The following is an 18,784-nucleotide window of genomic DNA, read 5'->3' as shown; positions in this document are numbered from 1 at the left end:
GCGGCTCAAGCCTGGTTGATCGTGCCTGCGTTCACGATCATCTGGGAGATCACCTCCAACTGATGTTCGGCTGCTGCATCGTCGATCTCGAACAGACGCATGACGGCCAGGCCTCGCAGCGCAGCAAACACCACAGATGCAAAGTGGCTGGGCTGAGGATGGCGCTCGGCGATTTCCGGGAAAACCTTCACGAAGTGTTCGAAGGAGGCTGGGTCATGCTGGGAGCGGTGCGCGTTGATGCGCTCGAATAGCGGTGTGCTCTTGCAGCCGAAAAACATGCTCCAGGTCGCCACATAGCTGGGTTGGGCATAGACGCTTTGCCAGGCCCTGCGCACGAATTCGCGAGCGCGCGGCTCCAGCGGCAGTTGGGCGGCATCTTCGGGCCAGCCCGCGCCCGCAGCCGCCAGCGGCGCCATGATTTCATCGACCACCTGCTCCATCAGCGCCTGACGGCTGCCGAACTGGTGCTGCACCGCCCCCAGCGTGACTTTGGCGCCACGCGCAATTTCCTGCAGATTGGTCTGCTGAAACCCAACCTTCTGTAGCAGTCGTATGGCGGATTTGATGATCTTGCGCTGAGTGGTCTGACTGCGTTCTGCCTGGGTACGGCGGGGGGCGGTTTTGCTTCCTGTTTGATTCATGGGCTGCGTGTGTGATTCATAAGGCGTCGATGACGCACCACACCAGATGCTACACGCTCCGGCACTGACGGCTGGATGGGCCTGCTTGGGTAATTTCACCCTCGGGTAATCCATGATAAATAAAGATTAAACGTTTAATGTTTTATGTTTTAGACTCCGCCTCCATTGTTGTTCATCAGCGACCTTGGAGAGCGAGTCAGCTTCCGAGGGCTCTTATTGGAAACCGCCATGTCACGCTCTGTTTACTGCCTTCCCGCCGACGACCGCACCAATGGATGGAGCGCGCTGCTGGGAACTCGCCAGCCGAAGGCGCCGCTGCAGGGCGATGTGGCGGTGGACTGGGTCATCGTGGGCGCCGGCTATGCGGGGCTGGCGGCAGCACGCCAGCTGGCACAACAGCAACCTGATGCTTCCATCGCCGTGGTGGATGCGGGCGTGGTGGGGGAGAACGCCTCGGGCCGCAACTCGGGCTTCGCGATCGATTTGCCGCACAGCTCGGCGCCTTCCGATGCTGCGGTCGAGGCGGGCCGCCGCGTGATCCGCGTCAACCGCTTTGCCGTGGATGCACTGGAGCGGGCAGTGACTGAGCACAGCATCTCCTGTGGCTGGCAAAAGCGCGGCCGCTACCACGTGGCGGTGACGGAGGAGGTGGCGCAGAAGTCGCTCAAGCCCTATGCACGCAATCTGGATGCCTGGCAGGAGTCCCATGAATATCTGGATCGTGATGCGCTGCGCCAGCGCATAGGCACCGATTACTACGCGGCAGCGGTCTACACGCCGGGCACGCGCCTCATGAATCCCGCGGCGCTGGTGCGTGGTCTGGCCGACAGCTTGCCGTCCCAGGTACAGCTGTTCGAGAACTCGCCGGTCATCGAGGCGAAGCTCGAAGGCGCGGCTCCCTTTGTCCGCACGGCCCAGGGCAGCATCCGTGCGCGCAAGGCCATTCTGGCCGTCAATGCGTTCTCGCAGTCATTCGGCGTCTACCAGGAGCGCCAGGTACCGATTCTGCTGTTCGCCAGCCTCACCCACCCGCTCAGCGATGCCCAGATCGCTCAGCTGGGAACGGATGTCGCCTGGGGTGTGACGCCCGCGCATGGCGTGGCGGGTTCCACGGTACGGCTGACGCACGACCGGCGGCTGATGATCCGCCAGGGGTTCGAGTATTCACCCAGCCTGCGCACCACTGACGGGCGCCGCGCCAAGGCCAGGGCCATGAACCAGGCGCTGTTGCGCCGCCGCTTTCCACAGCTCGGGGCCATCGAACTCGAGCATTTCTGGATGGGCTGGCTGGCGGTCTCGCACAACCATGCGCCCGCCTTTGGCCGGATTGGTGACAACGCCTGGGCAGCGTCCTGCTGCAACGGCTCGGGCATCGTGCGCCATACCGCTGCCGGCATGCTGATCGCCGACCTGGCGCTGGGCCGCAAGACCCCGCTGATCGACGACTTCCTCGTCGAGGGCACTGCCAACTACATCCCGCCGCGCCCGCTGCGCGACATCGGCGTGGGACTCACGCTGGCATGGGATATGTGGCGCGGCAGGGCCGAGCAGTAAGCGCTTTTCGGATCCGCATAGGTAGATATAGATAACAGGAGACAAACCATGCATACCCCTTCCTCCAACGGGCATCTGGAGCGCAAGCTCAAGAACCGCCATATCCAGCTGATTGCGCTGGGCGGCACCATAGGCACCGGGCTGTTTCTGGGCTCGGCCGGCATCATCGAGCTGGCCGGCCCTGGCGTGCTGCTGGGCTATACCATCGGCGGCCTGCTGATCTTCTTCATCATGCGTTTCTTGGGCGAAATGCTGGTCGAGGAGCCTTCTGCCGGTTCGTTCAGCTATTTCGCCAATCGCTACGTGGGGCGCTTTGCCGGTTTCCTGTCGGGCTGGAACTGCGTGGCCCTCTATGTGCTGGTGGGCATGCTGGAGCTGACCGCCGTGGGCAAGTTCATCCAGTTCTGGTGGCCCGATATCCCGGTCTGGGTGACGGCCGCCGTTTGTTTTGTGCTTATCAACGGCGTGAACTTCATCAACGTCAAGGCCTATGGCGAGTTTGAGTTCTGGTTCGCACTGATCAAGATCGTGGCCGTGGTGGCGATGATCGCTACGGGCATCTACCTGCTGTCCACCACGCACAACCCCACACAGACGATCAGCAACCTGTGGACGCAAGGCGGTTTCCTGCCGAACGGCGTCAAGGGTCTGTTCATGGCTTTTGCCTTCATCATGTTCGCCTTCGGCGGCGTGGAAATGCTGGGCTTTGCCGCTGCAGAAACCGAAGAGCCGCGCAAGGTCATCCCCAAGGCGATCAACCAGCTCATGGTGCGCGTGCTGCTGTTCTATGTGGGCTCGATGGCCGTGCTGCTGTCGCTGACGCCCTGGACTGATCTGGTGGCCCAGCTCAAGGCCGGTGGCGGCACCTACAGCAGCAGTCCCTTTGTGCTGGTGTTCTCGGGCATGGGCGAGCACCTGGCCGCGCATATGCTGAATTTCGTGATCCTCACCGCTACGCTGTCGGTCTACAACAGCATGGTCTACAGCTCCAGCCGTCTGCTGTATGGCATGGCCCAGGAAGGCAACGCACCGAAGTCGCTGGCTGAAGTCAACAAACGCGGTGTGCCCGTGAAGGCCATCGTCTATCCCGGCATCGTCACTGCCTTCTGCGTGGTGCTGAACTATGTGGCGCCTGCCGGCGTGATCGAGCTGCTGATCTCGTTGATCACGGCGGCGTTGGTGATCATCTGGACCATCATCATCATTTCGCACCTGAACTACCGCAAGCTGCATGATGCCAAGGGCACGCCGCGCAGCTTCAAGGCGCCGCTGTTCCCGCTGACCAACTACATCTGTCTGGCGGCCATGGCGCTGGTGGTGGTCGTGATGCTGCTCACTCCCGGAGTACGTGCCTCTGCCTATGCCATTCCGGTGTGGGTGCTGGCGGTCTATGCCATGTACCGCATGGTGTTTCGCCAGCCCGTCCGGCTGGTGCAGACTGCGGTTTGATTGAATGAGGGCTTGCGCAGACCTTGGCGCCAGCCTGTTGTAACCACCTGAACCTTGAGAGCACTTCGATGAACTCCACTGCAACCTTTTATCCCGCGCCCGGCGGCATGCCCTTCTCTTCCGCAGTCCGCGCAGGCGGCCTTCTGATGCTGTCGGGGCAGATCCCCTTCGGCGAGGACAAGCGTCCGCTCACCGGCCCCATCGAAGAGCAGACACATGCCGTGCTCAAGGCCATCGCGGCGCGGCTGGAGGCGGTGGGCAGCTCGCTGGACGATGTGGTGAAGGCCAATATCTGGCTCAGCGACCTGGCTCATTTCGATGCCTTCAACAAGGTCTATGCAAGCTATTTCAAGGAAGGCCGTTACCCGGTGCGCAGCCTGGTGCAGGCTCAGCTGGTTTTTGGCGTAGGCGTTGAGATCGAAGTCCAGGCGCTGGATAAAACCGCCTGATCGCGCCATCATCAACTTCATTTTTTTCAGGAAACCTCCTCATGACCGATTTGTTCGAAAACCCCATGGGCCTGTGCGGCTTTGAGTTCGTCGAGTTCGCCTCGCCTGCAGACGGCGTGCTGGAGCCGCTGTTCGAGAAGCTGGGCTTCACGCTGGTGGCCAAGCATCGCTCCAAGGACGTGGTGCTGTATCGCCAGGGTGGCATCAATTTCATCATCAACCGCGAGCCCAGGAGTCAGGCAGCCTATTTCACGGCCGAGCACGGCCCCAGTGCCTGCGGCCTGGCCTTCCGTGTCAAGGATGCGCACAAGGCCTACAAGCGCGCGCTGGAGCTGGGCGCCCAGCCCGTGGACATTCCCACCGGCCCCATGGAGCTGCGCCTGCCCGCCATCAAGGGCATCGGTGGTGCGCCGCTTTACCTGATCGATCGCTACGAAGACGGCAAGTCCATCTACGACATCGACTTCGAGTTTCTGCCCGGTGTGGACCGCAATCCCAAGGGCCACGGTTTCCAGGTCGTCGATCACCTCACGCACAACGTTTACCGCGGCCGCATGGCCTACTGGGCCGACTTCTACAACAAGCTGTTCAACTTCCAGGAAATCCGCTACTTCGACATCCAGGGCGAGTACACGGGCCTGACCTCCAAGGCCATGACTGCGCCTGACGGCCTGATCCGCATTCCTCTGAACGAGGAAGCCAAGCAGGGCGGTGGCCAGATCGAGGAATTCCTGATGAAGTTCAATGGCGAGGGTATACAGCACATCGCGCTGCTGTGCGAAGACCTGCCCACGGCCATCGACAGCCTGCAGATGGCTGGCATTCCGCTGCTGACTGCGCCCAACGACATCTATTACGAGAACCTCGCCAAGCGCCTTCCCGGCCACGGCCAGCCCGTGGGCGAGTTGCAGTCGCGTGGCATCTTGCTGGATGGCACCACCGAAGGCGGCCAGCCACGCCTGCTGTTGCAGATTTTCTCCGAGCCGCTGTTGGGACCCGTGTTCTTCGAGTTCATCGAGCGCAAGGGCAACTACCGCGAAGGCTTTGGCGAGGGCAATTTCAAGGCGCTGTTCGAGTCCATGGAACGCGACCAGATCAACCGCGGCGTGCTCGAAACCGCCAAGGAGTGAGCACCATGAAGATCGATCGCTTCCGTACGGTGGACGACAGCGGCTGGCGTATTGGCGTCGCCATCGGCAACTAGGGGCTGGACTGCGCACCGCCGGCTTCATCGACCATGCGGGCATGTATCGACTGATGCGGGCCACGCGGCAAGAGCGCCAGGCCCTGCGCCAGGCGCTTTCCGAAGGCTTGCATTTTCCGGGCGCTACGGTGCCGGGTGTCTGCGGCCGTCATGAACTGGCGGTGGGTGCGCCGTAGCCTGAGCGCTTCAGCGGCTTGCTCAAAGCGGGTCGTAGCGCGCGTGCCTGGGGTTGAACCAGCGCAGTTCCTGCTTGCCCAGGCTTTGCAGATGCTCCCGCGCCTGTTGGACAAGAGGCATTTTCAGATCCTTGGGCTGCAGCGGGCGTGACTTGCCGGCTTCTTCCAGTCGCAGCACGCTGGCTTGCTCCCAGGTATCGCTATAGCTGCGCACAACAAGACTCAGGCCGCCCAGCGTAAAGCGGTAGATGTCGTACTCGTAGTAGTACTCGTAAAAGCCTTCGGCGTCAGCTTCGCTGGCGTCGATATGGTGGCTGAACTCCACCCGCATGATGTCCGTGTTCATGCCTCAGGTGCAATCGGTGTGCAGCCGGTGCATGCCGCACTTCACGCAGCGAAACAGGTAGCCGCCCACCGGATCACCGGTCTTGCTGATGGCCTGCAGATAGCGCTCCGGCATGTTGGCTATATCGGCTTGCAACTCGGCCTGCAGGGGCTGGATTTCGGCGTAATCGGTATAGCCGAGAAAGGCACAGGGCTGGTTGCAATGCACCAGCCACTGCTCCTGCTGCCAGCTGTGATAGCTGGGCGTGCGTTCGCAGACTTCCAGCAGCAGCACGCGATCCATGACGATGCTGTCAGGTTCGTCGGGATCGGCGCTCACGCCTTCAATGCCCAGGTAGTCGTTGAATTCGCCCTCATAGTGCTTGGCCGCGCTGCCGTCGGCAATACACCAGGGGCAGAGATAGTCCGGCTCTTCGCGGCTGTAAAACGAGCTGTTGTACTTGAGCTCACGCGCTTGGCCACAGCAGGAGCAGGTACCGCTTTCAGCCACAAACAGATCCAGTGCATAGGCATTGGGGCTGAGTCGGAATTTCGGCAAATCCATGGAGAGCTCCATTCAGGTCTGGCGATTCTGGACGATGTTTTGCAGCAGATTTCGGCAGGCATCTTCCACCAGATCGAGCACATGCTCGAAGCCGCTGTCGCCGCCATAGTAGGGATCGGGCACTTCGCGCTCGTCAAAGCGCTGGCAGTAGTCGGTCAGCCGCTTCATGCGCTGCTGCTGGGCGGGTGTGGCAATGCGGCGCGCAGCGATTTCGTTGGCACTGTCCATCACCAGTACCAGGTCGAAAGCGTCGAAATCCTGCTTCGTCAGCTGCCGCGCACGCTGCCCGCTGAGGTCATAGCCCCGGCGGCGCGCATGTTGCTGGCTGCGGGCATCGGGAGCCTCCCCTACGTGATAGCCGTGCGTGCCGGCGGAGTCCACTTGCACCAGATGCTGAAGACCCGCATCCGCCACCATTTTTTCCAGCACGCCGTGGGCAGTGGGACTACGGCAGATGTTTCCGGTGCAGACCATGAGAACGCGAACGGGTTTGGCGGCAGTCATGACTGATCTTTCACTGTGGCTTGTACCTCGGCCATCCTGGTTTCCAGTGTGCGGATCTGGGTCTTGAGCTGGCGCATGCTGCTTTGCATGGTCACGCCCAGCAGGCGACGCATGCCTTCGAAGAACAGCACCATGAAAAGCACCACGGGCAGAACACCCCAGCGCAGCCAGGGCGAGGCCTGATTGAGCCATGCGACGGCGCAGACCACCACGGCCATGGCCACGGCAAGATAGTTCCATTTCCTCGAACTCTGCATCTTGCTTTCGTACTTCTGCGCGGTGGCTTCGAGCTGCTGTTCGGTGACTCTGAGTTTGGCAATGGACGCCTGAATCTCTTCAAGGCTGGAGGGCTTGTCTGACGGCATAGGGCAGATGGTCGTTAAGAGAGGAGGCGGGTGTTCTGCCTGCTTGAATTGATTTTGATAGCTGAAGGCACTTTATGGGAAAGCGCTGCAGCGATATTTGATTAGAAGTGGTGTGTGCTGCTCAATGCATCGAACTCTGCGCTCCACTGCTGGCGCAGGCTGCGCTTTTCGCTCTCGTCTATCCAGGCCGCATCGATGCCATTGAGCATGAAGTCCCTGAGGTCGGCAATCGAAAAACCAAAGTCGCTGACCATCTTGGTCCAGGCCCCTGTGGGGTCCACATGGTGCAGCGTGGGGTCGTCGGTGTTGGGATGCACGCGAAGGCCCAGGCCGGGCATCTGGCGTATCGGGTGGTCCAGCGCCCAGCGCTCGGGTGCCAGCGTGCGCAGGTAGTAGGAATTGGTCGGCACCACGGTGAACACAATGCCCAGATCGGCGCAGCGCCGGGCCAGTTCGGGGTTGTCGATGACGGTGTAGCCGTGGTCGACGCGGTCCACCTTTAGAGTCTCTATGGCCGTTTGCAGATTGTTCCAGGGCAGGCCGAACTCGCTGGCATGGGCCGTGGTCTTGAGGCCGTTCTGGCGCGCCAGCGCATAGGCCTCGACAAACAGCTCGGGCGGGCGCTCGTTTTCACGGTAGTCGATGCCGATGCCGGGCACATCGTCATGGCGGTTGTCCAGCATCCATTGCACCATCTGCACGGCGGCCTCGGCCGGGGCTTCGCGGTCGATGGACGGCACCAGGCGGCCACGTATGCCGCAATCCTTTTGCGCGGCTGCGGCGCCGGCCAGGATGGCTTGCTGGGCGGCGGCATAGCTCATGCCCGAGCATTGCACCGTGCCCGTGGGGTTCCAGAAGAATTCGGCATAGCGCACCTGGTGGGCGGCGGCATCCTGCAGATATTCATAGGTAATGCGCTCCAGATCGGCCGGCGTCTGCAGCAGCCACTCGTCGAGTGCGCGCAGCACGCGCAGCACGCCCACGGGCTTTTCGCCGCGTGTGTAGAAAGCCTCGATCTCTTCGGCAGTCAGCGGCGCCTTGGCGCGCTGCACCAGTTCGATGAAGGTGTTTTTTCTGACCGTGCCCAGCAGATGGCAGTGCAACTCCATCTTGGGGATGGCGTGGGCAAAGGCGGTCAGTTCAGGTGTGGGGGCAGTAGGCGCGGCATTCATGCCGCAGATGGTAGTGGCTTGCGATCAGCCTTGCCGTAGGCAGTTTTACATTAGGGTGCAAGGAACAGCCGCGGCACGGACGCCGCCAGCATGGCGATGCCCGAGCAGGTCAGCAGGCCCAGCACGATCTGGCGAAAGCGGGCATCGCTCACGCCTTTGTAGACGCGGGTGCCGAAGATCACGGGCACCAGCACGGCCGGCAGCACGATGGCGAACGAGGGCCACATGGCGGGCTTGACCAGGCCGGTGGCCAGATAGCTGGCCATGGTGACGGCCAGCACCGAGAGGTTGAAGTTCTGGATCACCGTGCGCTGCACATGGCGTTCAAAGCCGCGCAGCGTGCACCACAGCGTGGGCACGGTGCCGCTGAAGCCGCCCAGCCCGCCCATGGCGCCGCCGATGAGCCCCGCAATCGCATCGCTGCAGCGGGCCAGCAGGCCGCCGCCCAGCGTCAGCCGGGGCAGGTGGGCGCTGAGCAGCATGGTGGGACACCACAGCACCAGCAGACAGCCCAGGCCGAACTTGAACCAGTCCATATTGAGATGCGGCATCACGGCCACGCCCATGGGAATGCCGGCCAGACCGCCGGCGATAAACGGCAGCAGCGACTTCCAGTGAAATTCGCGCCGCACGGTGAAGGCCGCAATGATCTGCCCCGTCAGCGAGCCAAACACCGAGAGCACGGCGGCCAGTTGCGGCTCCAGCACCCAGGCCCAGAACGACATGGCCACCATGCCGAAGGCAAAGCCCGACAGCCCTTGCACAAAGCCTGCCACCGCAGCCCCCAGGGCCACCACCAAGATCACTTCCACGTTCTGGCCTCCGTCTGAAGGCACCGATTATCGTCCCGCTCAAGCAGGACATTGCCATGCAGTTCTGGCATGGCGGCAGGCCGCTGCGCTATCGTGCAGACCATGCAAGCATCATCTGTCTGGATTCTGGGGCTGCGCAATCTCTGGCGCGATCTGCGCGCTGGCGAACTGCGCCTGATCATCGTGGCCGTGCTGCTGGCCGTGGCGGCACTGAGCTCGGTGGGCTTTTTTGCCGACCGCCTGCAGGCAGGCCTGCAGCGTGACGCCCGCCAGTTGCTGGGCGGCGATGTGGTGGTGGTCAGCGACAACCCCGCTCCCGCGGTTTTTGTGCAGCAGGCCAGGCAGCAGGGGCTGCAGACCGTGGCCACGGCCAGCTTTCCGACCATGGCGCGGGCCGCTCAGGAGCAGGGTGGTGCCAGCCGTCTGGTGGCGCTCAAAAGCGTGGAGCCCGGCTATCCTTTGCGCGGCGTGCTGAATCTGAACCAGGGGACGGGCCAGCCGGATCTGGAAGTGCGGGCGATTCCCGAAAGCGGCCATGCCTGGGTCGATGCGCCGCTGCTGGAGGCGCTGGGCCTGAAGCTCGGCGACAGACTGCTGCTGGGCGATGCGAGCTTTCATATCTCGCACATCATCGCCATCGAGCCCGATCGTGGCGCGGGTTTCATGAGCTTTGCCCCGCGCGTGATGATCAACAGCGCCGACCTGCCCGCCACGCGCCTGGTACAGCCGGCCAGCCGCATCACCTATCGACTGGCCGTGGCTGCGCAGGCAGACGCCGGGCGCGGCGCAGAACGGGCTGCGCAAGACTATCTGGGCTGGGCGCAGGAGCTGGCCAAGAGCCTGCATGGCGTGCGTGTGGAATCGCTGGAAAGCGGCCGCCCCGAGATGCGCCAGACCCTGGACAGGGCCGAGAAGTTCCTGAGTCTGGTGGCGCTGCTATCGGCGCTGCTCTCGGCCGTGGCCGTGGCACTGGCGGCGCGTGCTTTTGCCAACAGCCATCTCGATGCGTCGGCCATGCTGCGCGTGCTCGGCCAGAGTCAGCGCCGTATTGCCCTGGCCTATGTCGTGGAATTCGTGAGCATTGCCCTGGCCGCCAGCGCGGCCGGCGTGCTGCTGGGCTGGGCCGTGCACCATGTGTTTGTCTGGCTGCTGGCCGGACTGGTCGAGTCCGCCCTGCCTGCGGCGAGCCTGTGGCCCGCATTGTTCGGCATGGGCATGGGGCTGACCCTGTTGCTGGCGTTTGGCCTGCCGCCCGTGCTGCAGCTGGCCCAGGTGCCACCGCTACGCGTGATGCGGCGCGATCTGGGGGCGCTCAAACCCGCCTCATGGCTGGTGCTGGGCGTGGGCGTGACGGGGTTTGCGGCCTTGCTGATGGTGGCCAGCCGCGACATCAAGCTGGGCCTGATTGCCGTGGGCGGCTTTGCCGTGGCCGTGTTGCTGTTCGCGGGCCTGGCCTGGCTGGCCGTCAAGCTGCTGCGCCAGGTGGTCAATGAGGCCACGGCGCCGCGATGGCTGGTAATGGCCACGCGCCAGGTCTCGGCCAAGCCCGTGTATGCCGTGGTGCAGGTCAGCTCGCTGGCCGTGGGGCTGCTGGCCCTGGTGCTGCTGGTACTGCTGCGCACCGATCTGATTGCCAGCTGGCGCAAGGCCACCCCTGCCAATGCGCCCGACCGCTTTGTGATCAATGTCCAGCCCGATCAGGCGCAGGACTTTCAGGCCGCGCTGAAAAAGGCTGGCGTGCACAGCTATGACTGGTATCCCATGATTCGCGGCCGGCTGATCGCCGTCAACGGCAAGGCCGTCAGCCCCGATGACTATGAGGAAGACCGTGCCAAGCGCCTGGTGGACCGGGAGTTCAATATCTCCACTGCCGAAACCATGCCGGATCACAACCAGATCGTGGGCGGCCGCTGGCAGGCGGGCGAGCAGGGCGCGATCAGCATGGAAGAAGGCATTGCCAAGACCCTGGGCCTGAAGCTGGGCGACACGCTACGCTTCGATATCGGCGGCGAGGAAAGCGAAGCCCGCATCACCAGCCTGCGCAAGGTGGACTGGAGTTCCATGCGCGCCAACTTCTTTGTGATCTACCCCGTGCAGCACCTGGAGAACGTGGCCGTGACCTATCTGGCGGCCTATCGTGCGCCCGACATCAAGGGCTTTGACAATGCACTGGTCAATGAATTTCCCAACATCACCAATGTCGACCTGAGCAGCACGCTGGCCCAGGTGCAGCAGGTGATGGACCAGGTCATACGCGCCGTGGAGTTTCTGTTCGGCTTCACGCTGGTGGCGGGGCTGGTGGTGCTGTTTGCTTCCGTCACCGGCACACGTGAGGAAAGAGCGCGCGAATACGCCATCATGCGCGCCGTGGGCGCCAGGTCGGGCCTGCTGCAGCAGGTGCAGAGCGCCGAGCTGGCCGGAGTGGGCCTGATGGCCGGCTTTCTGGCCAGTTGTGTGGCCCTTGCTGTGGGCTGGGCGCTGGCGCGCTGGGTGTTTGATTTCGAGTGGAATGTGCTCTGGTGGGTGCCCCTGGTGGGCGCGCTGGCGGGCGCATTGCTGGCCTGGCTGGCCGGCTGGTGGGCCTTGCGCGAGGTGGTCAGCCGCCCCGTGATGATCACGCTGCGCCAGGCGGCGGAATAAGAATGTTCTAAGGTTAGCCCTTGAACAACCGCTCGCTCGCAAAGTCCACAAAGGCCCTGACCTTGGGCGAGAGCTGGCGGCTGGAGGGCCAGAGTGCCGAGAACTGCCCGCTATGCGTGAGCTGCTCGGCCAGCACCTGCTGGAGCTCGCCACGCGCCAGTGCGTCGCGGGCCAGGAAGTCGGGCATATAGGCCAGGCCCAGGCCTGAGACGGCCGCGCCCAGCATGGCTTCCATATTGTTGCAGACCAGGGCGATGGGCATGGCCGGCAGCCCGGGCAGCATCCACTCCTCGAGCTTGCCGCTGTTCAGAAAGCGATAGCGCAGGCTGCTGTGTCCGGCAAGGTCGGGCGGCGTCAGCAGCACGCCGCGCTTGGACAGATAGGCCGGCGAGGCTGCCAGAATGAAGCGAAACGGCCCCAGTCGGCGCGCCACCAGCCGCGAGTCGGCCAGCTCGCCGCTGCGGATGACCACATCGAGGCCGGCTTCGACGACATCGACCAGATGGTCGTTGAAGTCCAGATCCAGCTCCACCTCGGGATAGCGGGCCTGAAATTCGGGCAGCACGGGCAGCAGAAAACGGTAGCCGATGGTGGGCAGGCTCACGCGCAGCCGGCCGCGCGGCGCTTCGGCGGCGGCCTGCATGGCGGCGCGTGCATCGTGCAGCTCGTCGAGGATGCGTCGGCAGCGCTCGTGGAACAGGCTGCCTTCCTGAGTGAGGCGAACCTGGCGCGTGGTGCGATGGAACAGGCGCAGGCCTAGCTGCTGCTCCAGGCGCGCCACGTTCTTGCCCACGGCCGAGGCCGAGATGCCGAGTGCGCGACCGGCCTCGGCAAAGCTCAGAAGATCGGCGGCACGTACAAAGGACTCAAGTCCGCTGAAGCTGTCCATGGTGATTGGCAACCTTTGGTTGGGATTGTGTGGAGTGCTAAAGCTATTTTCGTTTCATTGGAGAGCTTTTATCTTGCATGTCTGATTGATTCACGACGCCAGCCCTCCATGTCTTGCCCCACTTCCCCATCCCGCCCGCACGCGGACCTTTCTTTTTGCACCCGCCGCGCATCGCCTGCATGGGGGCTGCTGTCGGTCTGCCTGGCCGCGCTGGCCATGCCGCTGAGCTTTACCGGGCCGGCCGTGGCGCTGCCGGCGCTGCGTGAGGCTCTGGGCGGCGGCCCTCTGGCGCTGAACTGGGTCACCAATGCCTTCATGCTGAGCTTCGGCGCCACATTGATGGCGGCAGGAGCACTGGCCGATGTCTACGGGCGGCGGCGCGTGTTTCTTGCGGGGCTGGCCGTCGTGGTGGGCAGCGTGCTGCTGCAGGTCTGTCTGCAGGGCAAGGGGGCCATCATCGGCTTCGATCTGTTGCGGGCGCTGCAGGGACTGGGCGCGGCCGCTGCACTGGCGGCAGGCACCGCCGGCCTGGCCCAGGCCTACGATGGAGCCCGGCGTACCCGTGCCTTCAGTTTCGTGGGCACCTCCTTTGGTGTGGGACTGGCCTTCGGGCCCTTGCTGTCGGGCTGGTTGCTGCAAAGCTGGGGTTGGCGCAGCGTAGTGCTCAGCGCAGCCGCCGCGGCATCCGCTGCGCTGCTGCTGGGCCTGCGCCATATGCCGGAATCGCGCAATCCGCAGGCACAGCGGCTGGACCTGCCGGGCGCGCTGTCGTTCACGCTGGCGCTGGCGCTGTTGACCTGGGGCATGCTGCAAGTCCCGGAAACGGGCTGGTCGCATGGCCGCACATGGCTGCCCCTGGCGGCTGCCCTGCTGGCGGCAGCGGCCTTTGTACAGATCGAGCGCCGCAGTGCTCACCCCATGCTGGACCTGTCGCTGTTCCGCTATCCGCGCTTTGTCGGTGTGCAGCTGCTGGCCGCAGCACCGGCCTACGCCTTTGTGGTGCTGCTGGTGCTGTTGCCGCTGCGCTTCATCGGCGTGGAAGGCCTGGCGCCGCTCGCGGCCGGGCAGCGCATGTTCGTACTGTCGCTGCCCATGCTGTTCGTACCACTGCTGGCGGGCTGGCTTGCGCGCTGGCTGTCGGCAGCCCTGTTGTGCGGCGCGGGGCTGCTGGTCTGCGCCGTGGGCCTGCTGTGGCTGGGGCGCTGTCCACCCGGCTCGGAGCTGGCGCAGATGGCCGCGCCGCTGCTGCTGATCGGTCTGGGCATAGGCCTGCCCTGGGGGCTGATGGACGGGCTTGCCGTGACCGTGGTGCCGCGCGAGCGTGCAGGCATGGCCACGGGCATCTTCAGCACCGTGCGTGTGGCGGGCGAGGGCATTGCCCTGGCCGTGGTCGGGGCAGCGCTGGCCGTGCTGCTGACGCGGGAGCTGGCTGCTCTCTCGCCCTCCATGACGCAGGGCTCGGCCGTGGCCCAGATGCTGGTCACCGGCAATATGCAGGGAGTGCAGGCGCTGATGCAGGATGCGTCGGCCGCCGAGCTGCTCAAGGCCTATGGCCTGGCTTTTTCCACCTTGCTCGATGTGCTGGCAGGCGTGACGGTGCTGACGGCCGTTGGGGTTTTCGCATTCCTGCGCTCGGGTATGGACATGCCGCATGTCCGACAATCGGGACTGACTCGCAAAGCCGCTACACATGCAGATTGAAGAAAAGCCCCCGTTTGATACCCCCTACGAATGGATAGGCGGGGAAGAGAAAGTCCAGCAACTGGTGACCCGCTTCTATGACCTCATGGATCTGGAGCCCGGCTACAAGGAGCTGCGCGCCGCCCATGGCAGCACGCTGGCCGATGCGCGCCAGAAGCTGTTCTGGTTTCTCTGCGGCTGGCTGGGCGGCCCCGACTATTACCAGGATCGTTTCGGTCATCCGCGTCTGCGCATGCGCCATATGCCGTTTTCCATTGGGATCCAGGAGCGCGACCAGTGGGTGGCTTGCATGGATCAGGCCATGGGCGAGACCGAGGTGCCCGAGGCCTTGCGCACGCGCCTCAAGGCCAGCTTCATGAACACGGCGGACTGGATGCGCAATCGCGGCGCCTGAGTTCCTGAGCCCAGTTTCAAAGCGTCAAATTTCCTTCACGATGCTGTAAGAAGCCCTGCCGACACTGCCTGTTTTTCAACAAGCAGGGTCAACCATGCAGGATTTCGATTTGCCTGGCGCAAAGCTGCGCTCGGGCGGTTTCTTCTCGGCATTGCAACAACGCCGCCATGTGCTGACGGCCGTGGGCTGTGCCGCATTGCTGGCCGCCTGCGGCGGCAGCGACGACAGCAGCACGACGCCTGTGACCGCGCAGCCTGCCACGGCGACGCTGGCCGTTCTGGAGACCACGGACCTGCACTTCAATGTGCGCAGCTATGACTATTTCAAGCTGGCCGAGGACAAGACCTATGGCTTCGAGCGCACGGCCACGCTGATCCGTGCGGCTCGCAAGGAATTTGCCAACACGCTGCTGGTGGACAACGGCGACACCATTCAGGGCACGGCCCTGGCCGACTACGAGGCCGAGGTAAAGCCCATACCCTGCACGCAGCAGCTGTCCATGTACAAGGCCATGGGCGCGTTGAGCTTTGACGCGGGCACGCTGGGCAATCACGAATTCAACTACGGCCTGCCCTTTCTCAACCAGGTGCTGGGCGGCGGTCTGGATGTGGATGGCGTGGATGCCAGCCAGAAATGTGCGGGCAACGGCTATCCAGCCGTACTGGCCAATGTCTATAGCAGCAAGACCAGGAAGCCGCTGGTTCAGCCCTATGCCGTGCTGGAGCGCACCATGGTGGCCAAGGGCAGCGATGGTAAGGAAGTCAAGCTGCCCATCAAGATCGGCGTGATCGGCTTCACCACGCCGGGCATCATGAACTGGGACAAGCGCTATCTCGAAGGCAAGGTCTACACCGAAGGTGCGGTGGAGGCTGCCGGCAAATACGTGCCAGAGTTGCGCGCCAAGGGTGCCGATGTGGTGGTGGCGCTGCTGCATGGTGGTCTGGACGGCTCGGCCTATTCGGCCACCATGGAGAACCCCGGCCTGTATCTGTCCAAGGTGGCGGGCATCGACGCCATGGTCATGGGCCATCAGCACAGCGTGTTCCCCGACTTGTCGGCCAAGCCTGCCTACAGCCAGAACGGTGTGGACAACCAGGCTGGCACCATCAACGGCGTGCCTGCGGTCATGGCCAGCTCCTGGGGCAAGGCTCTGGGCGTGATCCAGCTGCCGCTGCAATGGGACGGCAAGAAGTGGAGCGTGGCCAAGACCGGCAGCAAGAGCGAGCTGCGCAACATCCAGAACAAGGATGCCGCGGGTGCCACGGTGTTTGTGGATGCCGACCCGGCCGTCGCGCCGCTGATCGAGGCACAGCATCAGGCGGCCATCAGCTACGTGAAGACGCCCATAGGCAGCACGGACTTCCGCATGAGCACGCTGTTTGCCGATGTGGGCGACCCCGGTGCCATCCAGATCGTCAACCAGGCCCAGCAGGCCTATGTGGCCAGCTACATCAAGGCCAATCTGCCGCAGTACGCCAGCCTGCCCGTGCTGTCGGTGAGCGCGCCGTTCAAGTCCGGCTTCCAGGGCGGCAAGGACTTCACCGATGTGGCTGCCGGCTCGCTCGCCATCTACAACGCGGCCGACCTGTATCTCTACCCCAACACCGTATATGCGGTGAAGGTCAATGGCGCGGACATCAAGAGCTGGCTGGAGGCTGCAGCCAAGCGCTTCAACCAGATCGACGTGAACAAGACCGCCGAGCAGCCCTTGATCAGCAGCTTCCCGGGCTACAACTTCGATATGTTCACCACCGCCGATGTGCAGTACGAGATCGATGTGACCCAGCCGCTGGGCAGCCGTATCAAGAACCTCAGCTATCTGGGCAAGCCCATGGATACGGCGCAGGAGTTCGTGATCGCCACCAACAACTACCGGGCCACCAGCGGTGCCAGCTTCATCCCCAAGCTCGACGGCTCGTCGGCCATCTGGGCATCGCCCGATGCGAACCGTGATGTGGTGATCGAGTATGTGCGCAAGAATCCGCAGATCACCAGAGCGGCCAATGGCGCAGCCAAGAGCTGGCGCTTTGCCAAGGTGACGACGGCCGGCCCGGTGGTGTTCAGCTCCGGCACCAATGCCTTGAGCGTGGCCCAGGCGGCAGGCCTGACGGGAGTGTCTGTGCTGGCGGCCGATGACGGCTCGGGCAAGGGCATGAGCAAATACCAGCTCGATCTGTCCAAGTAGGCAGCGTTGCCGCAACAACTGCCGCCGTGGCTCCAAAGGCCACGGCGGCTTTTTTCTGGGACTGGCTATGATGCGAGAAAATTTTCAGGGAGAGGGTATGACGGCATATATCGCGCTGGCAGTGGTTGTGGTGATCGTGATCTGGGCAATTGCCCTCTACAACCGCTTGCGCACGCACAAGAACCAGGTGGAGAACGCGTTTGCGCAGATCGACGTGCAACTCAAGCGCCGTCATGACCTGATTCCCAATCTTGTGGAGGTTGCACGCGGCTATATGCAGCACGAAGCCCAGACGCTGGAGGCTGTGATTCGAGCACGAGGCGAGGCCGTCAGCGCTGCCGACAAGGCCCGTCAGTCGCCGGGCAAGGCGCAGGCCATGGGGGCTCTGATGGCTGCGGAGCAGGTGCTGGGCGGTCAGGTGGGGCGTCTGATGGCGCTGGCCGAGGCCTATCCCACGCTCAAGGCCGATGCCCGCATGCAGCAGCTCAGCGAAGAGATTACCAGCACCGAGAACCGCATCGGTTTTGCGCGTCAGTCCTATAACGACGAGGTGCTGGAATTCAACAACCAGGCCGGACAGTTCCCGGATCTGATCGTGGCGCGGCTGGTGGGTTTTGTGCATATGGACATGCTGGCTTCGACCCAGAGCGAGCAGGAGCGCGCCGTTCCTCAGGTCAGGTTCTGAGCGCATGCGTTTCTGGGAGCGACAGCGCCAGGCCAGGCGCAGCACGCGCTGGTTGCTGCTGGTGTTCGGCCTGTGCGTGCTGGCCGTGGTGGCATCGGTGCACCTGGGCCTGATGCTGGCCTGGTGGCTGGGCACTCTGGCATTCGGCGGCTGGGACTATCCCACTGGCTTTGCGGCTGTGAATATCGGCGTGACCTTGCTGCTGGTGCTGGGCGGCTGCTGGATAGAGCTGGACCAGCTGCGCCATGGCGGGCGCAAGCTGGCTCAGCGTGTGGGTGCGCGCGAGGCCAGGCCCGGCAGCTCGCTGGCCGAGCAGCAGCTGTGCAATATCGTCGATGAAATGTGCATTGCGGCGCACTGGCCTGCGCCCCAGGTCGCGGTGCTGGCGCGTACCGAGGCCATCAATGCCTTTGCGGCGGGCTGGGATGCGCAGGACGCCGTCATCGCCGTGACCCAGGGGGCGCTGGACCAGCTCAGCCGTGAGGAAATGCAGGGCCTGGTGGCGCATGAGCTGTCCCATCTGCGCGAGGGCGACACGCGCCTGAACATGCAGCTGGCCGGCATGGTCTACGGGCTGGAGCTGATCCACAACTTCGGCCAGAGCCTGCGCGAGCGCGACAGCATTCTTATGCAATGGTTCGGCCTCTTTATCCAGGCTGCGGGCTTTGTCGGCTGGCTGGGCGGCCAGTTGCTCAAGGCCGCCGTATCGCGCCAGCGCGAGTATCTGGCCGATGCGCGTGCCGTGCAGTGGACGCGCAGCAAGGATGGGCTGGGCGGCGTGCTGCGCAAGGTGCTCACGCAGCGTGAACTGGCCGAGCAGCAGTACGGCAGCTGGCAGCAGGATACGCGCAGCCACCAGGGGCTGGACAAGCGCATCGTGCAGCATATGCTGCTGGCCGAAACACCCCATGCCAGCCGCCTCGAAGACTGGCTGGAATCCCACCCGACGGTGCCCGAGCGCATACGCCGCATCTACGGCCGCAATATGCGGCCGCTACCCTTGCCGCTCAACACCGTGCCGCAGGGAAGATAAGCTGTTTCAGGCCTGAAACCCAATGCACATAGGTGCAGGTGG

General features: G+C 63.7%; 18 protein-coding genes. 10 read left to right on the top strand and 8 right to left on the bottom strand.

The features are described 5' to 3' along the window. Positions 1-5: 5 nt before the first annotated feature. Positions 6-641 carry a TetR/AcrR family transcriptional regulator gene (locus tag Cth01_RS04110; RefSeq protein ID WP_034355669.1) on the bottom strand — a complete coding sequence of 212 codons (636 nt, stop codon included), beginning with the start codon at positions 639-641 and terminating at the stop codon, positions 6-8. A gap of 228 nt (positions 642-869) precedes the next feature. Here Cth01_RS04110 and Cth01_RS04105 point away from each other — a divergent pair, with 228 nt between their 5' ends. The 4 genes from Cth01_RS04105 (at position 870) to hppD (ending at position 5,223) form a co-directional block, all read left to right on the top strand. Continuing rightward, a complete protein-coding gene (locus Cth01_RS04105) occupies positions 870-2,195 on the top strand; it encodes an NAD(P)/FAD-dependent oxidoreductase (RefSeq protein WP_034391646.1) in 1,326 nt (441 codons plus the stop codon). 48 nt (positions 2,196-2,243) lie between these two features. Then, a complete protein-coding gene (locus Cth01_RS04100; protein WP_034377789.1) occupies positions 2,244-3,644 on the top strand; it encodes an amino acid permease in 1,401 nt (466 codons plus the stop codon). A gap of 68 nt (positions 3,645-3,712) precedes the next feature. Beyond that, positions 3,713-4,093, top strand: coding sequence for a RidA family protein (locus Cth01_RS04095; RefSeq protein WP_003065871.1), 381 nt, complete (start codon positions 3,713-3,715; stop codon positions 4,091-4,093). A 41-nt stretch (positions 4,094-4,134) separates the two neighbouring features. Next, entirely contained in the window at positions 4,135-5,223 is a 1,089-nt protein-coding gene (gene hppD / locus Cth01_RS04090; RefSeq protein WP_003065874.1) for a 4-hydroxyphenylpyruvate dioxygenase, read from the top strand. 272 nt (positions 5,224-5,495) lie between these two features. On the opposite strand, the gene Cth01_RS04085 is transcribed toward hppD, so the two are convergent. From Cth01_RS04085 to Cth01_RS04060, 6 genes are all read right to left on the bottom strand, one after another. Then, positions 5,496-5,819: a hypothetical protein gene (locus Cth01_RS04085; protein ID WP_052052998.1), complete on the bottom strand. Its 324-nt coding sequence runs from the start codon at positions 5,817-5,819 to the stop codon at positions 5,496-5,498. Positions 5,820-5,822: 3 nt separating this feature from the next. After that, positions 5,823-6,362 carry a CbrC family protein gene (locus Cth01_RS04080; protein ID WP_034377839.1) on the bottom strand — a complete coding sequence of 180 codons (540 nt, stop codon included), beginning with the start codon at positions 6,360-6,362 and terminating at the stop codon, positions 5,823-5,825. 12 nt (positions 6,363-6,374) lie between these two features. Next, positions 6,375-6,866, bottom strand: coding sequence for a low molecular weight protein-tyrosine-phosphatase (locus Cth01_RS04075; protein WP_080747099.1), 492 nt, complete (start codon positions 6,864-6,866; stop codon positions 6,375-6,377). After that, complete coding sequence (locus Cth01_RS04070) at positions 6,863-7,231, bottom strand: hypothetical protein (RefSeq protein WP_034377788.1); 369 nt, start codon at positions 7,229-7,231, stop codon at positions 6,863-6,865. The genes Cth01_RS04075 and Cth01_RS04070 overlap by 4 nt, the downstream gene beginning before the upstream one ends. Before the next feature lie 101 nt (positions 7,232-7,332). Further along, entirely contained in the window at positions 7,333-8,403 is a 1,071-nt protein-coding gene (locus Cth01_RS04065) for an adenosine deaminase family protein (RefSeq protein ID WP_034377787.1), read from the bottom strand. A gap of 50 nt (positions 8,404-8,453) precedes the next feature. Further along, entirely contained in the window at positions 8,454-9,239 is a 786-nt protein-coding gene (locus Cth01_RS04060; protein WP_034377784.1) for a sulfite exporter TauE/SafE family protein, read from the bottom strand. 45 nt (positions 9,240-9,284) lie between these two features. Between Cth01_RS04060 and Cth01_RS04055 the strand changes: the two genes are divergently transcribed. Then, positions 9,285-11,855, top strand: a complete 2,571-nt coding sequence (locus Cth01_RS04055; protein ID WP_082085631.1) for an ABC transporter permease — start codon at positions 9,285-9,287, stop codon at positions 11,853-11,855. 13 nt (positions 11,856-11,868) lie between these two features. Here Cth01_RS04055 and Cth01_RS04050 read toward each other — a convergent pair whose 3' ends face one another. Then, complete coding sequence (locus tag Cth01_RS04050) at positions 11,869-12,744, bottom strand: LysR family transcriptional regulator (RefSeq protein WP_045838580.1); 876 nt, start codon at positions 12,742-12,744, stop codon at positions 11,869-11,871. 216 nt (positions 12,745-12,960) lie between these two features. Between Cth01_RS04050 and Cth01_RS04045 the strand changes: the two genes are divergently transcribed. The 5 genes from Cth01_RS04045 (at position 12,961) to Cth01_RS04025 (ending at position 18,742) form a co-directional block, all read left to right on the top strand. Next, on the top strand, positions 12,961-14,445 hold the full coding sequence (locus tag Cth01_RS04045; RefSeq protein WP_045838579.1) for an MFS transporter: 1,485 nt from the start codon (positions 12,961-12,963) through the stop codon (positions 14,443-14,445). Further along, positions 14,435-14,839 (top strand): group II truncated hemoglobin, encoded by a 405-nt coding sequence (locus tag Cth01_RS04040; RefSeq protein WP_003065899.1) that lies wholly within the window; start codon positions 14,435-14,437, stop codon positions 14,837-14,839. The genes Cth01_RS04045 and Cth01_RS04040 overlap by 11 nt, the downstream gene beginning before the upstream one ends. A gap of 94 nt (positions 14,840-14,933) precedes the next feature. Then, a complete protein-coding gene (locus Cth01_RS04035) occupies positions 14,934-17,024 on the top strand; it encodes a bifunctional 2',3'-cyclic-nucleotide 2'-phosphodiesterase/3'-nucleotidase (protein ID WP_034355651.1) in 2,091 nt (696 codons plus the stop codon). 97 nt (positions 17,025-17,121) lie between these two features. Further along, the gene (locus tag Cth01_RS04030) at positions 17,122-17,709 is read left to right on the top strand and encodes a LemA family protein (RefSeq protein ID WP_034391628.1); all 588 of its coding nucleotides are present in this window, start codon (positions 17,122-17,124) and stop codon (positions 17,707-17,709) included. A gap of 4 nt (positions 17,710-17,713) precedes the next feature. Continuing rightward, positions 17,714-18,742: a M48 family metalloprotease gene (locus Cth01_RS04025; RefSeq protein WP_034355645.1), complete on the top strand. Its 1,029-nt coding sequence runs from the start codon at positions 17,714-17,716 to the stop codon at positions 18,740-18,742. The last annotated feature ends 42 nt before the right edge of the window (positions 18,743-18,784 follow it).

The organism is Comamonas thiooxydans (assembly GCF_000964545.1).
GTDB lineage: Bacteria > Pseudomonadota > Gammaproteobacteria > Burkholderiales > Burkholderiaceae_C > Comamonas > Comamonas thiooxydans.
Note: the sequence above shows the minus strand (reverse complement) of the source record. Positions and strands in the feature narration are given on the sequence as shown.